Source organism: Streptomyces fulvorobeus (assembly GCF_013167895.1).
GTDB lineage: Bacteria > Actinomycetota > Actinomycetes > Streptomycetales > Streptomycetaceae > Streptomyces > Streptomyces fulvorobeus.
Genome location: NZ_BLWC01000001.1, coordinates 1,177,132 through 1,196,406 on the forward strand (window position 1 = coordinate 1,177,132; position 19,275 = coordinate 1,196,406).

The following is a 19,275-nucleotide window of genomic DNA, read 5'->3' on the forward strand; positions in this document are numbered from 1 at the left end:
CCGGCTCAGTCCGGGTGGGCCGGCCCCATCAGCTCGTCGTAGACGGACAGCACGTGCGCGACCGTGTCGTCCTCGGTCGGCCAGCCCGCGGCCTGCACGGGCCCGGCGGCGGCGAGCCGCCGGTGCCGTACGGGGTCACCGAGCACTCCCGCCACGGCCCGGGCGAGCGCCGCGGCGTTCCCGTACGGGACCAGTTCCGCGGCGTCACCCACGAGTTCGGGTACGCCGCCGACCGCGGTGGCGACCAGCGGGACACCGAGCCGCAACGCCTCCTGGGCCAGCAGCGACCGGCTCTCCCACCTGCTGGAGAGGATCGCCACATCGGCCGCGGCGAGGAGTTCGGCGACGTCGTCCCGGCAGCCGATGAGGCAGACGGGCAGATCCTCGTCCCTGATCCGGCGCTGCAGGGCCGCCCGGCCCGGCCCCTCCCCCGCGATCACCAGCAGCGGTACGGGGTCGAGTTCACGCCACGCGCGTGCGGCGTCCAGCAGCATGTCGTACCCGTGGGCCGGCACCAGACTGCCCACGGACATCAGCAGGGGGCGCCCCACCGCCCCCAGTTCGGCTCTCGCCTTGCCGTCGTGCACGCTGAGGGGGAAGCGGGCGAGCGGCACCGCGACCGGCGCCAGCCGGGCGTCGCGTGCTCCGCACCCGCGGGCCCGGTCGACCAGATCCGACGACGTGCCGAGGACGACGGCCGCCGCGCGGGCGGCCCTTCGCTCCATCAGGCGCAGCAGGCCGCCCCGGGCGCCTTCGGCCTGGGACCGGGTGTGCCAGGTCAGGACGAGCGGGGTGCGCCGCCCGCTGAGCGCCAGCCCGGCGCGCATCGCCGCGTGCGGCCCGTGCGCGTGGACGACGTCGGCGTCCGCGCAGGCCGCGCGCAGCGCGACGACGGCGGAGGGATCACTGCGCCGGGGTACCGGCGCGAAGCGCGCCCCGGTGGCCTGGAAGTCGTAGGCGCGGCCCAGCTCGGCCGGTGCGCAGACGGTCACCCGCACGCCCCTGGCCACGAGCCCCGCGGACAGCGAGCTGACGTGCGCGCCGCTGCCCGCACTGCCCCCGCCGAGGACCTGGACCGTATGCAGCTGTGACACGTTGGATGGCTCCCGGGGCTCCCGAGTCGGCGGTGCGTACAGCGTCAAGGATGCCAGCCGGTACGCGCGTTCCGGGACCGCCGGACCGTCGCGGCCGTGCGCCTGGCGACGACGAGCCGGACCACCCACCCGAAGGGGTGGGGCGGTCGGCGCGGTGTTGCCGCCGGGACACCGGAGCGGGACCGGCGGGTCCCCGCCGGGTGCCCGCGCTACCCGTCCGCCCGTGCCGAGGCCAGCAGCTCCTCGGCGTGGGCACGGGCCGTCTCCGAGTCCTCCTGCCCCGCGAGCATCCGCGAGAGCTCCCTGACCCGGTCCTCGCCCTCCAGCACGGTGACTCCGCTCCTGGTCACGGAGCCGTCGACCGTCTTCTCGACCAGCAGGTGGCGGTCCGCGAACGCTGCCACCTGGGGCAGATGGGTCACGACGACGACCTGCGCCGACCGGGCGAGCTTCGCGAGACGCCGGCCGACCTCGACGGCCGCCTTGCCCCCGACGCCCGCGTCGACCTCGTCGAAGAGGTACGTCGGTACGGGGGCCGACCCCGCGAACACCACCTCGACGGCGAGCATCACCCGGGACAGCTCACCACCCGAGGCGCCCTTGGCGATCGGCCGGGGCGGGGCACCGGGGTGCGGCGCCAGGAGCAGTTCGACCTCGTCGGCGCCTGAGGGGCCGTAGAGGACGCTCCGTCCGCCGATGTCGATGCCGGACGCCTCGTCCGGCGCCTCCGTCTGCCTGATCGCGAACGAGACCCGGGCGTGCGGCATCGCGAGCGAGCCCAGCTCCTCGGTCACGGCCCCGGCGAAACGCTCCGCCGCCTCCGTACGGGCGTCGGTCAGCGTCTGGCCGAGTTTGGACAGCTCGCCCCGCAGCGCGTCGCGTTCCGCCGTCAGCTCGCCGATCCGGCCGTCGTCGCCCTCCAGCTCGGTGAGCCGGGCGGCTCCCTCCTCCGCCCAGGCCAGGACCGCGGCAGTGTCCTCGCCGTACTTGCGGGTGAGCGCGGTGAGTGCCGCGCGCCGTTCCTCGACCGCGGCGAGCCGCAGCGGGTCCGACTCCAGCTGATCGGCGTATCCGGCCAGCTCACCGGCGACGTCGGCCAGCAGGATGGAGATCTCCCCGATCCGGTCGGCCAGCCCGGCCAGCGCCGGGTCGTGGGCCCGTACGGCCTCCAGGGAGCGGCCGGCCGCCGCGACCACGGTCGTGGCGTCGACGCCCTCCTGGTCCTCCGGGTTGCCCGCGAGTGCCCCGTGCGCGAGCGCGGCCGCCGAGGCGAGCGCGTCGGCGTGGCCGAGCCGCTCCGCCTCGGCCGCCAGTTCGGTGTCCTCGCCCGGCAGCGGTTCCACGGCGGCGATCTCGTTGAGGCCGAAGCGCAGCAGATCGGCCTCCTGAACCCGCTCGCGGGCGCGGGTGGTCAGCTCGTCGAGCTCCGCGGCGACCCTGCGCAGCCGCCGGTAGGCGGCCGTGTACGCGGCGTGGGGCACGTCGACGCCGTCACCCGCGTACCGGTCAAGGGCCTGGCGCTGGCGGGCGGGCTTGAGGAGTCCCTGCTGATCGGTCTGGCCGTGCACGGCGACGAGTTCGTCGGCGAGTTCGGCCAGCACCCCGACGGGCACGGATCTGCCGCCCAGATGAGCCCGGGACCGCCCCTCGGCCGAGACGGTGCGGCTGATGAGCAGGGCTCCGTCGTCGAGCTCCGCCCCGGCCTCCTCGGCGCGCAGCGCCGCCGCGTCACCCGGGGAGACCGTGATCCGTCCCTCGACCACCGCGGCCTTGGCACCTACCCGCACGAGGGCGGGATCGGCGCGCCCGCCGAGCAGCAGCCCCAGACTGGTGACGACCATGGTCTTGCCCGCGCCGGTCTCGCCCGTCACCGCGGTGAAACCGGGTGACAGCTCCACCACCGCGTCGTCGATGACTCCGAGCGACCGTATCCGCATCTCCTCCAACACGGACACGACCTTACGAGGTCCGGAGCCCGCCGTGCGACGGGGCCCGGCCCCCGGTTCACTCTCCGGTGGGCGGCACGGGCGACAATGCGGGCATCCGGGCGATCAGTGGGGCGCTCCCCGCCACCCCGAGACCGGCAGCGCGAACTTGGCGACGAGCCGGTCCGTGAACGACGCCTGGTGCAGCCGGGCCAGCCGTACGGGCACCGCCCCGCGCCGGACCTCGACCCGTGCGCCGGCCGGCAGCTCGACGGTCCTGCGCCCGTCGCACCACAGCACCCCGTGCGGGGTGTGCGGCTGGACCTCGACGGCGAGCACCGAGGTCGGGGAGGTGACGAGGGGCTTGGCGAACAGCGCGTGGGCGCTGATCGGCACCATCAGCAGGGCCTCGACCTCCGGCCAGACCACGGGTCCGCCCGCCGAGAACGCGTACGCGGTCGAGCCGGTCGGGGTCGCGCAGACGATCCCGTCGCAGCCGAATCCGGTGACCGGCCGGCCGTCGATCTCCAGCACGACCTCCAGCATCCGGTCGGGCGACACCTTCTGCACGGCCGCCTCGTTGAGCGCCCAGTCGGTGTGCACGACGTCCCCGTTGCTGTGCACGACGACATCGAGCGTCATACGTTCCTCGACCTGGTACGCGCGGGTGACGACCCGCTCGACGACCTGGTCCAGGTCGTCCCGCTCGGCCTCGGCGAGGAAGCCGACGCGCCCGAGGTTGACGCCGAGCATCGGCACCCCGGAAGCCCGGGAGATCTCGGCGCCGCGCAGCAGGGTGCCGTCCCCGCCCAGGACGATCAGCAGCTCGCAGCCGTCCACCGCCGCGGGGCCGGTCTCGCCGACGACCTCCACGGCGGGCGGCAGCGGCAGGTCGACCGCCTCGTCCGCCAGCACCCGTACGCCGAGGCCGTTGCGCAGCAGCCCCTGCACGACGAGTTCGGCGCTGCGGATCGCGGCCGGCCGGCCGGTGTGCGCGAGTAGAAATACTGTTCGTGCCGTATTCGTCGTCAACGAGGCCCCTCCGCCACTGCACGGTCGACATCCGCGGGATCGAGCTCGGGTGCTCCGGCCCGCAGCCACAGAAAGTATTCGACGTTCCCCGAGGGGCCGGGCAGCGGACTCGCCGTCACCCCGCGCACCCCCAGGCCCAGCAGACCTGCCCGGCGCGCCACCTCCCGAACCGCCTCGGCCCGCAGTTCCGGGCTGCGGACCACTCCGCCGCTGCCGAGCCGTTCCTTGCCGACCTCGAACTGCGGCTTGACCATGAGGACCAGGTCCGCGTCCGGGGCGGCGCAGCGCGCGAGAGCGGGCAGCACGAGTCCCAGCGGGATGAACGACAGATCGCCGACCACCAGGCCGACCGGCTCTCCGTCGATCTGTTCCAGCGTCAGTTCGCGTACGTTGGTCCGGTCCTTGACGGTGACGCGTTCATCGGACTGCAGCGACCAGGCGAGCTGGCCGTAGCCGACGTCGACGGCGACGACGTGACCGGCTCCGGCCCGCAGCAGTACGTCGGTGAAGCCACCGGTCGAGGCACCGGCGTCCAGCGCCCGCCGCCCCTCCACGGTCAGCCCGTGGGGTACGAAGGCGGCGAGGGCGCCGGCCAGTTTGTGCCCGCCGCGCGAGACGTACTCCGGGTCGCTGTCGTCCTTGGTGACGACGACCGCCGCGCTGGTCTCGACCTGCGTGGCGGGTTTGGTCGCGGTGCTGCCGCCGACGGTCACCCGCCCCGCCGCGATCAGCTGGCTCGCGTGCTCGCGAGAGCGGGCGAGACTGCGGCGTACCAGCTCGGCGTCGAGGCGGCGACGTGCCACTCCTGCCACGTTCGGTTCAGCTCCTGTCGTCGTGCGGGGCCATCGGCGCGGGTGCGGGCCGGGCGTCCAGTGCGGTCAGCGCGTCGCGCAGCCCGCGGTGTACATCCTCGTACACCTGGGTGTGCCCGTCCGCCGTGAGGTGGTCGGCGTCGGCCAGACGCTCCAGCCGCGCGTCCACCTCGGCGTTCCCGGTGGGGGTGCGTACGACACCAAGGGGCGTGGGCGCCGCGGGGTCGAAGGAGGGCGGGGCAACCGGGTCCGGTTCCTCGGGAGTGTTCCCGGGCGCCGTCTCCGGCCCCGGCATCCAGTCGTCGCTCATGCCGAAACGCTACCTCGAAGGGCTGAGGTAGCGTCGAGGGCGATATGGCGACCATGGAGGAGTGCCGCAGCGCACTCGACAGACTTTCCGACAACCTCGCCGGGGCCGAGGGGGACGTGCGCGCCGCCGCCGGCCTCGACCGGTCACTGAGCTGTCACATCAAGGACCTCGACACGACCTTCACCGGACGGCTGAAGGACGGCCGGATCCAGGTACGGGACACGATCGTGGGACCACCCCGGGAGAGGGCGGAGATCCGATTGGCGATGACCGGCGACGATCTGGTGGCGTTGGTGGACGGCGACCTGAACTTCGCGAAGGCATGGGGATCGGGCCGCATCCGCCTGGAGGCGGGCTTCCGCGATCTCCTGAAGCTCAGATCACTCCTCTAGGGGCTGCCGGCGGAGTGCCCGGGCGGCCCGGGTTCACACCCTGAGTTCCGCCCGCGCCTTCCGCGCGGCCGGGACCACCAGTGGCGTGCCCGTCTCGGGGTCGTCGATGACCTGGCAGCGCATCCCGAACACCTCCTCGACGAGTTCCGCCGTGACGACCTCGGCGGGAGCCCCGTCGGCGACGATCCGGCCCTCGCGCATCGCGATGAGGTGCGTGGCGTACCGCGCGGCGTGGTTCAGGTCGTGCAGGACGGCCACGAGCGTGCGCCCCCGCGTCTCGTGCAGTTCGGCGCAGAGGTCGAGCACGTCGATCTGGTGCTGGATGTCGAGGTACGTCGTCGGCTCGTCCAGCAGCAGCAGCGGCGTCTGCTGGGCGAGCGCCATCGCGATCCAGACACGCTGGCGCTGCCCGCCGGACAGTTCGTCGACATAGCGATCCGCCAGCTCGCCGACGCCGGTGGACGCCATGGACTCCACGACGACGCGCTCGTCCTCGGGGGACCACTGCCGCAGCAGGCCCTGGTGCGGGTAGCGGCCACGTGCGACGAGGTCGGAGACCGTGATGCCGTCCGGGGCGATCGAGGTCTGGGGCAGCAGCCCGAGCAGCTTCGCGACCTTCTTGGCGGGCATGGCGTGGATGGACCGCCCGTCCAGGAGCACCTGTCCCCGGCTCGGCTTCAGCATCCGGGCCAGCGCACGCAGCAGGGTCGACTTCCCGCAGGCGTTCGGACCGACGATCACCGTGAAGGAGTGGTCGGGGATCTCGACCGAGAGATCCTCGGCGATGACCCGATGGTCGTAGCCGAGGGTCACCGATTCTGCGGTGAGTCGCTGCATGGTCGTACTCCCGGAGTCGGTGGGCCTCATGTGCGGGGCGACCGGCCCTGTGGCCGGTCGGGAGCCATGCCGACCCACACGAAGTTAGGGTAGCCTACCTTCCCGTTTCCCCCGGGGTACGGCCCCCGTACCGCCTACAGCCCCAGCCTGGCGAGCACCTTCGCCGCGTCCAGGCCGCACGAACCCTCGCCGGCGTACGTCCAGGCCGCCCCGCAGAGCGCCCGCAGTCCGTCGAGTTCCCCGCCCTGCCCCTCCAGCACCAGTTCCTCCCGGCGCACGGACGCGCTCCAGCCACCGCAGCGCACCACGTCGCCCTCCGCCGTCACCTCGGGCTGACCGGTGAGCAGCCCCCGCAGGTCCCGGTCCACGTAGGTGGGCCGGTAGCGCGGCTCGGCGGCGAGGAGCTGGGCGGCGTCCGTCACCCCGGTGAGGACGAGCAGCGAGTCGACTCCCCCGTTGAACGCCCCCTCGATGTCCGTGTCCAGCCGGTCCCCGACGACCAGCGGCCGCTCGGCCCCGGTCCGCAGCACGGTCTCCCGGTGCATCGGCGGCAGCGGCTTCCCCGCGACCTGCGGCTCGGCGCCCGTCGCGATCCGTACGACCTCCACCGCCGCGCCGTTGCCGGGCGCGATGCCCCGGGCGCTCGGGATCGTCAGGTCGGTGTTGGACGCGAACCACGGCAGCCCGCGGGCGACCGCGTAACCCGCCTCGGCCAGCCGCCCCCAGGGCATGTCGGGACCGCCGTATCCCTGTGCCACCGCCACCGGCTCGTCGTCCGCCGACTCCACGGGTACGAGACCGCGTTCACGCAGCGCGGTGCGCAGCCCCTCCCCGCCGATCACCAGCACGCGCGCGCCGGACGGCAGCTGATCCGCGATCAGCCGGGCCACGGCCTGGGCGGAGGTGATCACATCGGCGGCCTCGGCGGGCACGCCCAGTTCGGTCAGGTGCTCCGCCACCGCGGCCGGCGTCCGCAGCGCGTTGTTCGTCACATAGGCGAGACGCATCCCGCCGTCCCGCGCGGCGCTCAGCGAGCCGACGGCGTGGACGATGGCGTGGCCCCCCGCGTACACCACGCCGTCGAGATCGAGCAGGGCCGTGTCGTACGCCTCGTTCAGCGCCGCACGGCTTCCGAGCGGCCGGGTCCTGTACTGCTGGCTCATATACCTACGCTCCTCGTTCATGCCTCTCCCCCGATCATCGCGCATGCGCGGAGCGCACATACGATGCAGAAATGAACACCTCAGGTCACGCGGCACAGGGGCTGCGTCTGATCCCGTTCCGTGGACTCCGTTACGTCCCCGAGCGGGTCGGCAGCCTCGCGGCGGTGACCTCACCGCCGTACGACGTCGTCGTCAGGCCCGACGGCCTCCACCACCTGGAGTCCGCGGACCCGCACAACATCGTGCGGCTGATCCTCCCGCAGGCCGACACCGCCGCGGCCCGGAACGAACAGGCCGCCGAGACGCTCGGCCACTGGCTCGCCAAGGGCGTGCTCGCCCCTGACCCGGCACCCGTGCTGTACGTCTACGAGCAGCGCAACAGCGAGATCCTCCAGCGTGGCCTGATCGGCGCCCTGGCCCTCTCGCCCGCCGCCGATGGGATCGTGCTCCCGCACGAGGACGTCATGGCCCACGTCGTCGAGGACCGGGCCGACCTGATGCGCACGACGGCCGCCCATCTGGAACCGCTGCTCCTCACCTACCGCAGCGACGGCCGCCGCACCGGCGCGACCGCCGTGATCGAACGGACCGTGACCCGCCCGCCGCTTCTCGCCACCACGACCGAGGACGGCTTCAGCCACCGTCTCTGGGCCGTGACGGACCCGGCTGAGAGGGCCGGGATCGAGTCGGACCTCTCCCACCACCAGGCCCTGATCGCGGACGGCCACCACCGCTGGGCCACCTATCTCAGGCTCCAGCGGGAACAGGCAGGGCCGGGCCCCTGGGACTTCGGTCTGGTCCTCCTCGTCGACACGGCCCGCTACCCGCTCCAGGTACGCGCCATCCACCGGCTGCTGCACAAGCTCCCGGTGGCCGACGCGCTCGCCGCCCTGGACGGTCTCTTCCGCGTCCGGGACGTGGTGGGGCCGCTCCCTCACGCACTCGACGCCCTCGGCGATGCGAGGTCCGATGGCAACGCGTTCCTGCTCGCGGGCGACGGCCGCTTCCACCTCGCCGACCGCCCGGACGGTGCGCTCCTGGCCCGTACGGTCCCGGCGGACCGCCCGCAGGCGTGGCGGACGCTGGACGCGACGGTCCTGCACTCCACCCTGCTCGACCATGTCTGGCGGATTCCCGACGCCCCGGAGCACATCGCGTACATCCACGACACCGCCGCCGCGGTCGAGCAGGCCGAACGCAACGACGCCACGGCGGTCCTGCTCCACCCGGTGCGGGAGGAGGTCGTGCGCGAACTGGCCCGGCAGGGGGTCACCATGCCGCGGAAGTCGACCTCGTTCGGCCCCAAGCCGGCCTCGGGCATCGTGCTCCGCAGTCTGGACCTCGGCTGACCCGGCCGCAGACACAAGAGGGCGGCACCCTTTGCGGGGTGCCGCCCTCTTCTGTCAGTGCTTACGCCTTCGGAGCCTCGTCCGGTTCCTCGTCATCGTCATCGAGACCGAGGTCGAGGTCGAGGTCGTCGTCGTCCTGGTCATCGTCGTCCTCGGGCTCCTCGTCCGCCACGGCGCCGGCTGCCTCGTGGCGGCCTTCGCCCTCACCCAGGGCATCGACGAACTCGACACCGTCCAGCGCGGCCAGCCGGTCCGACGCGTCGGTCGAACCGTCCTTGTCGGCCTCCAGCGCCTTGCCGAACCACTCGCGCGCCTCGTCCTCGCGCCCGGCCTCCAGCAGCGCGTCCGCATAGGCGTAACGCAGGCGCGGAGTCCAGGAGTGCACGGCGCTCGATGCCAGCTCGGGGCCCTGGAGCGTCACGATGGCGGCATCGATCTGCCCCATGTCCCTGCGGGCTCCGGCGGCGACCAGTCGCATCTCGACCTGTCCGGCCTTGTCGAGCTTCTGCACCTCGGGCTCACCGGCCATGGCCATCGCGCGCTCCGGCCGGCCGAGGCCGCGCTCGCAGTCGGCCATGACGGGCCACAGCTCCACGGACCCGGTCATCCGACGGGACGCCCGGAACTCGGCCAGTGCCTCCGCGTACTTCTGTGTGGCGTACGCGGCGAAGCCGGCGGCCTCCCGCACGGCGGCCACACGCGAGGCGAGCCGCAGAGCGATGCGCGAGTACGCGTACGCCTGGTCGGGGTCCTCGTCGATCAGGTTGGCCACCATGACGAGGTTGCGTGCGACGTCCTCGGCAAGCGTCTTCGGCAGGCTCATCAGCTCCTGGCGTACGTCCTTGTCGATCTCGTCACCTGTGACGTCATCGGGAATGGGGAGCCGCTTGATCGGCTCGCGCTCCCGGTCCTCCCGCCGCTCGAACCCTCCGGAACGACCACCGCGGTCATCCCGCTGTCCGCCACGGTATCCACCGCGGTCGTCCTCACGACGCGGCCCGCGGTCACGGTCGCCCCCACGGTTGTCGTCACGACGGAACCCACCGCCGCTGGGACGGTCGTCGTCACGACGAGGGCCACGCGGCCGGTCGTCACGCCGCTCGAACCCACCACCACTGGGACGTCCACCACGGTCATCGCGCCGCTCGAAGCCACCACCGGAGGGACGGCCACCACGGTCGTCATCACGACGCGGGGCACGGTCATCACGACGGAAACCGCCGCCGGAGCCACTGGGTCCCCGGCTGTCGTCACGGCGGAACCCGCCGCCCGAGCTGCCGCCGCCACGGTTGTCGTCACGGCGGAAACCACCGCCGGAACTGCCACCGGTCGGCCGGCTGTCGTCACGACGCGGAGCACGGTCGTCACGGCGGAAACCACCGCCGCTGGAACTGCCGCCACCACGGTTGTCATCGCGACGGAAACCACCGCCGCTGGGACGGTCGTCGTCACGACGAGGGCCACGCGGCCGGTCGTCACGCCGCTCGAACCCACCACCACTGGGACGTCCACCACGGTCATCGCGCCGCTCGAAACCACCGCCAGAAGGGCGTCCTCCACGGTCGTCATCACGGCGCGGGGCACGGTCATCACGACGGAAGCCACCGCCCGAGCTCCCACCGCCACGGTTGTCGTCACGGCGGAAACCACCACCGGAACTGCCACCGGTCGGCCGACTGTCATCACGACGCGGAGCCCGGCTGTCGTCACGGCGGAAACCACCGCCGCTGGAACTGCCGCCACCACGGTTGTCATCGCGACGGAAACCACCGCCGCTGGGACGGTCGTCGTCACGACGAGGGCCACGCGGCCGGTCGTCACGCCGCTCGAACCCACCACCACTGGGACGTCCACCACGGTCGTCACGCCGCTCGAACCCACCACCAGAAGGGCGCCCTCCACGGTCGTCATCACGGCGCGGGGCACGGTCATCACGACGGAAGCCACCGCCCGAGCTCCCACCGCCACGGTTGTCGTCACGGCGGAAACCACCACCGGAACTGCCACCGGTCGGCCGACTGTCATCACGACGCGGAGCCCGGCTGTCGTCACGGCGGAAACCGGCACCGGAGCTACCACCACGGTCGTTGTCCCGTCGTGGTGCGGCGGACCGGTCGTCACGACCACTACGGAAGCCGCCCTTGTCACCGCTGTCCCGGCGACGCGGCTCGCGCTCCGGACGATCGTCGGGAGAGTTGGTGGACATGGGTGTGACTCCTGTCATCGGGTACCACAGACATTCTCGCTCAGCCAACCGGCCGACGCGCTTCGAGAAAACAAAAAAGGACCCTTGGTCCCAGCATGAACGCTGGGACCAAGGGTCCTTGAAAGATTGTTCGGCGGCGTCCTACTCTCCCACAGGGTCCCCCCTGCAGTACCATCGGCGCTGAAAGGCTTAGCTTCCGGGTTCGGAATGTAACCGGGCGTTTCCCTAACGCAATGACCACCGAAACACTATCGGGTTCTAGCGAACAAGCACACTTTTCAATTAAGTAGTGAAACTGTTCAACCGGAGCGATAACTGTTCGCAACCCGGGAACAACACAGTGGACGCGAGCAACTGAGGACAAGCCCTCGGCCTATTAGTACCAGTCAGCTCCACCCGTTACCGGGCTTCCACATCTGGCCTATCAACCCAGTCGTCTACTGGGAGCCTTAACCCCTCAAAGGGGGTGGGAATACTCATCTCGAAGCAGGCTTCCCGCTTAGATGCTTTCAGCGGTTATCCTTTCCGAACGTAGCCAACCAGCCATGCCCTTGGCAGGACAACTGGCACACCAGAGGTTCGTCCGTCCCGGTCCTCTCGTACTAGGGACAGCCCTTCTCAATATTCCTGCGCGCGCAGCGGATAGGGACCGAACTGTCTCACGACGTTCTAAACCCAGCTCGCGTACCGCTTTAATGGGCGAACAGCCCAACCCTTGGGACCGACTCCAGCCCCAGGATGCGACGAGCCGACATCGAGGTGCCAAACCATCCCGTCGATATGGACTCTTGGGGAAGATCAGCCTGTTATCCCCGGGGTACCTTTTATCCGTTGAGCGACAGCGCTTCCACAAGCCACTGCCGGATCACTAGTCCCGACTTTCGTCCCTGCTCGACCCGTCGGTCTCACAGTCAAGCTCCCTTGTGCACTTACACTCAACACCTGATTGCCAACCAGGCTGAGGGAACCTTTGGGCGCCTCCGTTACTCTTTAGGAGGCAACCGCCCCAGTTAAACTACCCATCAGACACTGTCCCTGATCCGGATCACGGACCCAGGTTAGACATCCAGCACGACCAGAGTGGTATTTCAACGACGACTCCACAACCACTGGCGTGGCCGCTTCACAGTCTCCCACCTATCCTACACAAGCCGAACCGAACACCAATATCAAACTATAGTAAAGGTCCCGGGGTCTTTCCGTCCTGCTGCGCGAAACGAGCATCTTTACTCGTAGTGCAATTTCACCGGGCCTATGGTTGAGACAGTCGAGAAGTCGTTACGCCATTCGTGCAGGTCGGAACTTACCCGACAAGGAATTTCGCTACCTTAGGATGGTTATAGTTACCACCGCCGTTTACTGGCGCTTAAGTTCTCAGCTTCGCACACCCGAAAGTGCACTAACCGGTCCCCTTAACGTTCCAGCACCGGGCAGGCGTCAGTCCGTATACATCGCCTTACGGCTTCGCACGGACCTGTGTTTTTAGTAAACAGTCGCTTCTCGCTGGTCTCTGCGGCCACCCCCAGCTCACCGAGTAAATCGGATCACCAGTGATGGCCCCCCTTCTCCCGAAGTTACGGGGGCATTTTGCCGAGTTCCTTAACCATAGTTCACCCGAACGCCTCGGTATTCTCTACCTGACCACCTGAGTCGGTTTAGGGTACGGGCCGCCATGAAACTCGCTAGAGGCTTTTCTCGACAGCATAGGATCATCCACTTCACCACAATCGGCTCGGCATCAGGTCTCAGCCTCAATGTGTGACGGATTTGCCTATCACACGGCCTACACCCTTACCCCGGGACTACCACCGCCCGGGCTGGACTACCTTCCTGCGTCACCCCATCGCTTACCTACTACAAGTCTGGTTCATCGGCTCCACCACTACCCTCAACTCCGAAGAGATCAGGCCGGCTTCACGGACTTAGCATCGCCTGATTCAGTACTGGGCGTTTCAAAGCGGGTACCGGAATATCAACCGGTTGTCCATCGACTACGCCTGTCGGCCTCGCCTTAGGTCCCGACTTACCCTGGGCAGATCAGCTTGACCCAGGAACCCTTAGTCAATCGGCGCACACGTTTCTCACGTGTGTATCGCTACTCATGCCTGCATTCTCACTCGTGAACCGTCCACAACTCGCTTCCGCGGCTGCTTCACCCGGCACACGACGCTCCCCTACCCATCCATACTCCCGTTGGGGATATGTGTATGAATGACACGACTTCGGCGGTACGCTTGAGCCCCGCTACATTGTCGGCGCGGAATCACTTGACCAGTGAGCTATTACGCACTCTTTCAAGGGTGGCTGCTTCTAAGCCAACCTCCTGGTTGTCTCTGCGACTCCACATCCTTTCCCACTTAGCGTACGCTTAGGGGCCTTAGTCGATGCTCTGGGCTGTTTCCCTCTCGACCATGGAGCTTATCCCCACAGTCTCACTGCCGTGCTCTCACTTACCGGCATTCGGAGTTTGGCTAAGGTCAGTAACCCGGTAGGGCCCATCGCCTATCCAGTGCTCTACCTCCGGCAAGAAACACACGACGCTGCACCTAAATGCATTTCGGGGAGAACCAGCTATCACGGAGTTTGATTGGCCTTTCACCCCTAACCACAGGTCATCCCCCAGGTTTTCAACCCTGGTGGGTTCGGTCCTCCACGAAGTCTTACCTCCGCTTCAACCTGCCCATGGCTAGATCACTCCGCTTCGGGTCTAGAGCGTGCAACTCAAACGCCCTATTCGGACTCGCTTTCGCTACGGCTTCCCCACACGGGTTAACCTCGCTACACACCGCTAACTCGCAGGCTCATTCTTCAAAAGGCACGCAGTCACGACTATACGTTCCGAAGAACATACAGCGACGCTCCCACGGCTTGTAGGCACACGGTTTCAGGTACTATTTCACTCCGCTCCCGCGGTACTTTTCACCATTCCCTCACGGTACTATCCGCTATCGGTCACCAGGGAATATTTAGGCTTAGCGGGTGGTCCCGCCAGATTCACACGGGATTTCTCGGGCCCCGTGCTACTTGGGTGGTTCTTAAACGAGCCGTTAATGTTTCAGCTACGGGGGTCTTACCCTCTACGCCGGACCTTTCGCATGTCCTTCGCCTACACCAACGGTTTCTGACTCGTCTCACAGCCGGCAGACCATGAAAAAGAACTCCCACAACCCCGCATGCGCAACCCCTGCCGGGTATCACACGCATACGGTTTGGCCTCATCCAGTTTCGCTCGCCACTACTCCCGGAATCACGGTTGTTTTCTCTTCCTGCGGGTACTGAGATGTTTCACTTCCCCGCGTTCCCTCCACACTGCCTATGTGTTCAGCAGCGGGTGACAGCCCATGACGACTGCCGGGTTTCCCCATTCGGAAACCCCCGGATCAAAGCTTGGTTGACAGCTCCCCGGGGACTATCGTGGCCTCCCACGTCCTTCATCGGTTCCTGGTGCCAAGGCATCCACCGTGCGCCCTTAAAAACTTGGCCACAGATGCTCGCGTCCACTGTGCAGTTCTCAAACAACGACCAGCCACCCACCACCCCGTCCTAACGGACGAGTTCACCGGGGCCGGCAACCGAAGATCCAGACAAAAAAATGCCCGAACCCTCAGATACCCAACAGCGTGCCCGACCCGACCGACCATCCCCAATTTTCCACGCCGAAGCAGTACTCATCGAAAACAACCTGTCGTGCCGAATAGTCAACGTTCCACCCATGAGCAACCAGCACCGAACATTCGCCGGTGTACTGGCCTCTGACCAAGCAAGCCTGGTAAGAAATGCTCCTTAGAAAGGAGGTGATCCAGCCGCACCTTCCGGTACGGCTACCTTGTTACGACTTCGTCCCAATCGCCAGTCCCACCTTCGACAGCTCCCTCCCACAAGGGGTTGGGCCACCGGCTTCGGGTGTTACCGACTTTCGTGACGTGACGGGCGGTGTGTACAAGGCCCGGGAACGTATTCACCGCAGCAATGCTGATCTGCGATTACTAGCAACTCCGACTTCATGGGGTCGAGTTGCAGACCCCAATCCGAACTGAGACCGGCTTTTTGAGATTCGCTCCGCCTCGCGGCATCGCAGCTCATTGTACCGGCCATTGTAGCACGTGTGCAGCCCAAGACATAAGGGGCATGATGACTTGACGTCGTCCCCACCTTCCTCCGAGTTGACCCCGGCAGTCTCCTGTGAGTCCCCATCACCCCGAAAGGCATGCTGGCAACACAGAACAAGGGTTGCGCTCGTTGCGGGACTTAACCCAACATCTCACGACACGAGCTGACGACAGCCATGCACCACCTGTATACCGACCACAAGGGGGGCACCATCTCTGATGCTTTCCGGTATATGTCAAGCCTTGGTAAGGTTCTTCGCGTTGCGTCGAATTAAGCCACATGCTCCGCTGCTTGTGCGGGCCCCCGTCAATTCCTTTGAGTTTTAGCCTTGCGGCCGTACTCCCCAGGCGGGGAACTTAATGCGTTAGCTGCGGCACCGACGACGTGGAATGTCGCCAACACCTAGTTCCCAACGTTTACGGCGTGGACTACCAGGGTATCTAATCCTGTTCGCTCCCCACGCTTTCGCTCCTCAGCGTCAGTAATGGCCCAGAGATCCGCCTTCGCCACCGGTGTTCCTCCTGATATCTGCGCATTTCACCGCTACACCAGGAATTCCGATCTCCCCTACCACACTCTAGCTAGCCCGTATCGAATGCAGACCCGGGGTTAAGCCCCGGGCTTTCACATCCGACGTGACAAGCCGCCTACGAGCTCTTTACGCCCAATAATTCCGGACAACGCTTGCGCCCTACGTATTACCGCGGCTGCTGGCACGTAGTTAGCCGGCGCTTCTTCTGCAGGTACCGTCACTTTCGCTTCTTCCCTGCTGAAAGAGGTTTACAACCCGAAGGCCGTCATCCCTCACGCGGCGTCGCTGCATCAGGCTTTCGCCCATTGTGCAATATTCCCCACTGCTGCCTCCCGTAGGAGTCTGGGCCGTGTCTCAGTCCCAGTGTGGCCGGTCGCCCTCTCAGGCCGGCTACCCGTCGTCGCCTTGGTAGGCCATTACCCCACCAACAAGCTGATAGGCCGCGGGCTCATCCTTCACCGCCGGAGCTTTTAACCCCGTCCCATGCAGGACAGAGTGTTATCCGGTATTAGACCCCGTTTCCAGGGCTTGTCCCAGAGTGAAGGGCAGATTGCCCACGTGTTACTCACCCGTTCGCCACTAATCCACCCCGAAAGGCTTCATCGTTCGACTTGCATGTGTTAAGCACGCCGCCAGCGTTCGTCCTGAGCCAGGATCAAACTCTCCGTGAATGTTTTCCCGTAATCGGGATCACACCATGAGAGCGGAACGACCGAGTCGGAATAAGACCGGTCGTTCACAGCGTCCTCGCTAGTGTTGCCCACCCCGAAACCCCAAAGGGCCGGAGCGGGACTTTTTCAAAGGAACCACCAACCTGCCGAAACAGGCCGGGGTATCAACATATCTGGCGTTGACTTTTGGCACGCTGTTGAGTTCTCAAGGAACGGACGCTTCCTTCGGTCCCGTATCACCGGGGCCCTCCGGGCGCTTCCCTTCGGTCTTGCGTCTCCGACTCTACCAGACACTTTCATGTCCGATTCCCAGTCGAAACGGGATTCGCTTTCCAGTTCCTCGCTTTCGCGATTCCCTTTCCGGCGGTTCCAACGTTACCAGACCCAATTCGAACCGCTTCCGGTCCGCATATAAATTCCGGTGGCCCGCTGGAGGGCCTTTGCCTTTCGGCGTGTCCACCACGTTAGCCGATTTCCTTGGTGGCTCATAATCGAGCCGATGGGTCGAAATACGGCATGCCGAATTCGCACCCGCCAGGGTGACTCGTAGGTAGTGGTTGGCCGCTCCGAGAAGCACGGACCCGATTCGATGAACCGTTCCGACAACAGCTTTCGTTCAAGCGGCTCGGACTACATTAGGGGTCCGCCGGGGCCGAGTCAAGTCGTACGGCGGCGGGGGGCATGGGCCCGGTACGGGCTGACGGTCGGGTCGCCGTCGATCCAGAAGCGCCAGGGCTGGTGCGCGCCGTCCCCGCCCACCCCTGTGCGGGGCCCGCTGCGTACCTGGTCACGGGGGAGCGGGGTGCCGTGCAGTACGGACAGGGGCCCGGACGGGCCCGCGACGACGTCCTCGCCGTTGAGCGTGCGGTCGATGCCGAGTGCTGTCGCCAGGCGAGCCGGGCCTTTGGCCAGTTCGTTGTCGTTGCGGGCCGTGAGCCGTCGCTCGCGTGCCCACTCCGCCCCGGCCTCGATCGCGCCCGCCCGGAGCAGGACACCGCTCGCCCTGCCCTCCGGGCCGCACACCAGGTTGAGGCAGTGCCACATGCCGTACGTGAAGTAGACGTACGCGTGCCCGGGCGGGCCGAACATCGCGTGGTTGCGCTGGGTTCGGCCCCGGAAGGCGTGGGAGCCCGGGTCGATCTCCCCCGCGTACGCCTCCACCTCGGTCAGGCGTACCTCGACGGGCCCGGCCTCGGTGGTGCGTACGAGCGTGCGGCCCAGCAGGTCCGGAGCTACCTCCAGTACGGACCGGTCGAAAAAGTCCCGCGTCAGCGGCGTGCGTTCGATGCCCTCGGTCATGCCGTCCGAGGGTACTGGGACCGCGCGTGCGGGAACCGGCTACGGTCGTGGCGCGTATGTAGAGGTCAGGACCAAGAAGGAGAAAACATGGGCTTCAAGAGGCTTCTCGCGAGCATGGGTGCCGGTGGCGCTTCGGTGGAGACCGAGCTGACCGAGCTGAACGTCGTCCCCGGCGGGGTCGTGCAGGGCGAGGTGCGCATCCAGGGCGGGTCCGTGGACCAGCGGGTGGAGGCGCTCTCCGTCGGCCTGCAGGCACGGGTCGAGGTCGAGGGCCAGGACCAGGAGACGAAGCAGGACATCGAGTTCACCAAACTGCGTCTGGGCGGGGCCCTCGAAGTGAAGGCCGGCGCCGTCCACGTCGTACCGTTCGGGCTCGACATCCCGTGGGAGACGCCCATCACGATGTTCGGCGCGCAGCACCTGCGCGGGATGAACATCGGCGTGACGACCGAACTGGAGATCGCCCGCGCGGTGGACTCCGGCGACCTCGACCCCATCAACGTGCACCCCCTGCCTGCCCAACAGGCGATCCTGGACGCCTTCGGACAGCTCGGCTTCGGCTTCCGCAGCGCGGACATGGAGCGCGGGCACATCCGCGGTACGCGTCAGCGCCTGCCGTTCTACCAGGAGATCGAGTTCGTACCGCCGCAGCAGTACCGCGGGCTGAACCAGGTCGAACTGACGTTCGTCGCGGACGACCGCGAGATGGACGTCGTACTGGAGATGGACAAGAAGCCGGGTCTCTTCAGCGAGGGCAGCGACTCGTACCGGACGTTCAAGGTCGGTCACAACGACTTCCAGGGCACCGACTGGGTGGCCTACCTCAACCAGTGGCTGGCGCAGGTCGGTGGACAGCGCAACTGGCTCTAGGGTCGAGGGGAAAGCCGCTCACAGCGGAAGAGCCGATCCAGGAGAGGTGCTGACGTGACCCAGTCCAAGAGGGCGCCGCTGCCGCACGACTTCCATCCGGAGGTGCCCGCGTTCACCGTCGTGAGCGAGGACCTTGAGCCGGGGGGCGTGCTCGCCGACGCGCAGGTGCTCGCGGAAGGGAACACCTCACCGCAACTGCGGTGGGAGGGCTTCCCCGAGGAGACCCGGAGCTTCGCCGTGACGTGCTTCGATCCGGACGCGCCCACCGGCAGCGGATTCTGGCACTGGGTGCTCTTCGACATCCCGGCGTCGGTCACGCGGCTGCCGGCCGGTGCGGGCAGCGGGAGGTTCGAGGGACTTCCCGAGGGTGCCGTCCATGTCCGCAACGACTACGGGTCGAAGGAGTTCGGCGGAGCGGCGCCGCCGGCCGGGGAGAAGCACCGCTATGTGTTCACGGTGTACGCGGTCGACAGCGAGAAGCTCGGCGTGGACGACGACGTGTCGCCGGCCGTCGTCGGATTCAATCTGCGTTTCCACACGCTGGGCCGTGCTCAGCTCGTCGGTGAGTACGAGGCTCCCGCGAGCTGAAAAGTTCCTCCGCTGTTTGCCCTGCCCTGGTCTTGGAGAGACCAGGGCAGGGCACTTTTTATTACGTTGTCCATCACGGCCCGCC

At 67.5% G+C, this 19,275-nt stretch carries 13 protein-coding genes, 3 rRNA genes and 1 pseudogene; 4 read left to right on the forward strand and 13 right to left on the reverse strand.

Going from position 1 to position 19,275, the window contains the following annotated elements; genetic code table 11:
• Positions 1 to 5: 5 nt before the first annotated feature.
• From Sfulv_RS05240 to Sfulv_RS05260, 5 genes are all read right to left on the reverse strand, one after another.
• The gene (locus Sfulv_RS05240) at positions 6 to 1,094 is read right to left on the reverse strand and encodes a glycosyltransferase family 4 protein (protein WP_173312028.1); all 1,089 of its coding nucleotides are present in this window, start codon (positions 1,092 to 1,094) and stop codon (positions 6 to 8) included.
• A gap of 209 nt (positions 1,095 to 1,303) precedes the next feature.
• On the reverse strand, positions 1,304 to 3,049 hold the full coding sequence (gene recN, locus Sfulv_RS05245) for a DNA repair protein RecN (protein WP_173312032.1): 1,746 nt from the start codon (positions 3,047 to 3,049) through the stop codon (positions 1,304 to 1,306).
• A 96-nt stretch (positions 3,050 to 3,145) separates the two neighbouring features.
• Positions 3,146 to 4,051 carry an NAD kinase gene (locus Sfulv_RS05250; protein WP_173312034.1) on the reverse strand — a complete coding sequence of 302 codons (906 nt, stop codon included), beginning with the start codon at positions 4,049 to 4,051 and terminating at the stop codon, positions 3,146 to 3,148.
• Positions 4,048 to 4,863 carry a TlyA family RNA methyltransferase gene (locus Sfulv_RS05255; RefSeq protein WP_173312037.1) on the reverse strand — a complete coding sequence of 272 codons (816 nt, stop codon included), beginning with the start codon at positions 4,861 to 4,863 and terminating at the stop codon, positions 4,048 to 4,050. The genes Sfulv_RS05250 and Sfulv_RS05255 overlap by 4 nt, the downstream gene beginning before the upstream one ends.
• Before the next feature lie 7 nt (positions 4,864 to 4,870).
• Complete coding sequence (locus Sfulv_RS05260) at positions 4,871 to 5,173, reverse strand: hypothetical protein (protein WP_371874630.1); 303 nt, start codon at positions 5,171 to 5,173, stop codon at positions 4,871 to 4,873.
• Positions 5,174 to 5,217: 44 nt separating this feature from the next.
• On the opposite strand from Sfulv_RS05260, the gene Sfulv_RS05265 reads away from it, so the two are divergent.
• Positions 5,218 to 5,565 (forward strand): SCP2 sterol-binding domain-containing protein, encoded by a 348-nt coding sequence (locus tag Sfulv_RS05265; protein WP_173312039.1) that lies wholly within the window; start codon positions 5,218 to 5,220, stop codon positions 5,563 to 5,565.
• A gap of 33 nt (positions 5,566 to 5,598) precedes the next feature.
• Here Sfulv_RS05265 and Sfulv_RS05270 read toward each other — a convergent pair whose 3' ends face one another.
• On the reverse strand, positions 5,599 to 6,402 hold the full coding sequence (locus tag Sfulv_RS05270) for an ABC transporter ATP-binding protein (RefSeq protein WP_173312042.1): 804 nt from the start codon (positions 6,400 to 6,402) through the stop codon (positions 5,599 to 5,601).
• Positions 6,403 to 6,536: 134 nt separating this feature from the next.
• The gene (locus Sfulv_RS05275) at positions 6,537 to 7,565 is read right to left on the reverse strand and encodes an HAD hydrolase-like protein (protein WP_173312045.1); all 1,029 of its coding nucleotides are present in this window, start codon (positions 7,563 to 7,565) and stop codon (positions 6,537 to 6,539) included.
• A 71-nt stretch (positions 7,566 to 7,636) separates the two neighbouring features.
• On the opposite strand from Sfulv_RS05275, the gene Sfulv_RS05280 reads away from it, so the two are divergent.
• Positions 7,637 to 8,914, forward strand: a complete 1,278-nt coding sequence (locus tag Sfulv_RS05280; RefSeq protein ID WP_173312048.1) for a DUF1015 family protein — start codon at positions 7,637 to 7,639, stop codon at positions 8,912 to 8,914.
• A gap of 61 nt (positions 8,915 to 8,975) precedes the next feature.
• On the opposite strand, the gene Sfulv_RS29750 is transcribed toward Sfulv_RS05280, so the two are convergent.
• The 6 genes and pseudogenes from Sfulv_RS29750 to Sfulv_RS05305 form a co-directional block, all read right to left on the reverse strand.
• A complete protein-coding gene (locus tag Sfulv_RS29750; RefSeq protein ID WP_218578035.1) occupies positions 8,976 to 9,737 on the reverse strand; it encodes a tetratricopeptide repeat protein in 762 nt (253 codons plus the stop codon).
• Positions 9,738 to 9,830: 93 nt separating this feature from the next.
• A pseudogene (locus tag Sfulv_RS29755) lies at positions 9,831 to 10,784 on the reverse strand (hypothetical protein); the annotation flags it as partial.
• A gap of 464 nt (positions 10,785 to 11,248) precedes the next feature.
• Positions 11,249 to 11,365: ribosomal RNA gene (gene rrf, locus Sfulv_RS05290) — 5S ribosomal RNA — on the reverse strand.
• A gap of 111 nt (positions 11,366 to 11,476) precedes the next feature.
• Positions 11,477 to 14,603: ribosomal RNA gene (locus Sfulv_RS05295) — 23S ribosomal RNA — on the reverse strand.
• A 304-nt stretch (positions 14,604 to 14,907) separates the two neighbouring features.
• Positions 14,908 to 16,433: ribosomal RNA gene (locus Sfulv_RS05300) — 16S ribosomal RNA — on the reverse strand.
• Together the 16S, 23S and 5S rRNA genes form the textbook arrangement of a ribosomal RNA operon.
• Positions 16,434 to 17,090: 657 nt before the next feature.
• On the reverse strand, positions 17,091 to 17,732 hold the full coding sequence (locus Sfulv_RS05305) for a DNA-3-methyladenine glycosylase (RefSeq protein ID WP_173312054.1): 642 nt from the start codon (positions 17,730 to 17,732) through the stop codon (positions 17,091 to 17,093).
• Between the two features lie 87 nt (positions 17,733 to 17,819).
• Between Sfulv_RS05305 and Sfulv_RS05310 the strand changes: the two genes are divergently transcribed.
• Positions 17,820 to 18,602, forward strand: coding sequence for a sporulation protein (locus Sfulv_RS05310; RefSeq protein ID WP_173312057.1), 783 nt, complete (start codon positions 17,820 to 17,822; stop codon positions 18,600 to 18,602).
• Between the two features lie 54 nt (positions 18,603 to 18,656).
• Positions 18,657 to 19,190 carry a YbhB/YbcL family Raf kinase inhibitor-like protein gene (locus Sfulv_RS05315; RefSeq protein ID WP_173312060.1) on the forward strand — a complete coding sequence of 178 codons (534 nt, stop codon included), beginning with the start codon at positions 18,657 to 18,659 and terminating at the stop codon, positions 19,188 to 19,190.
• The last annotated feature ends 85 nt before the right edge of the window (positions 19,191 to 19,275 follow it).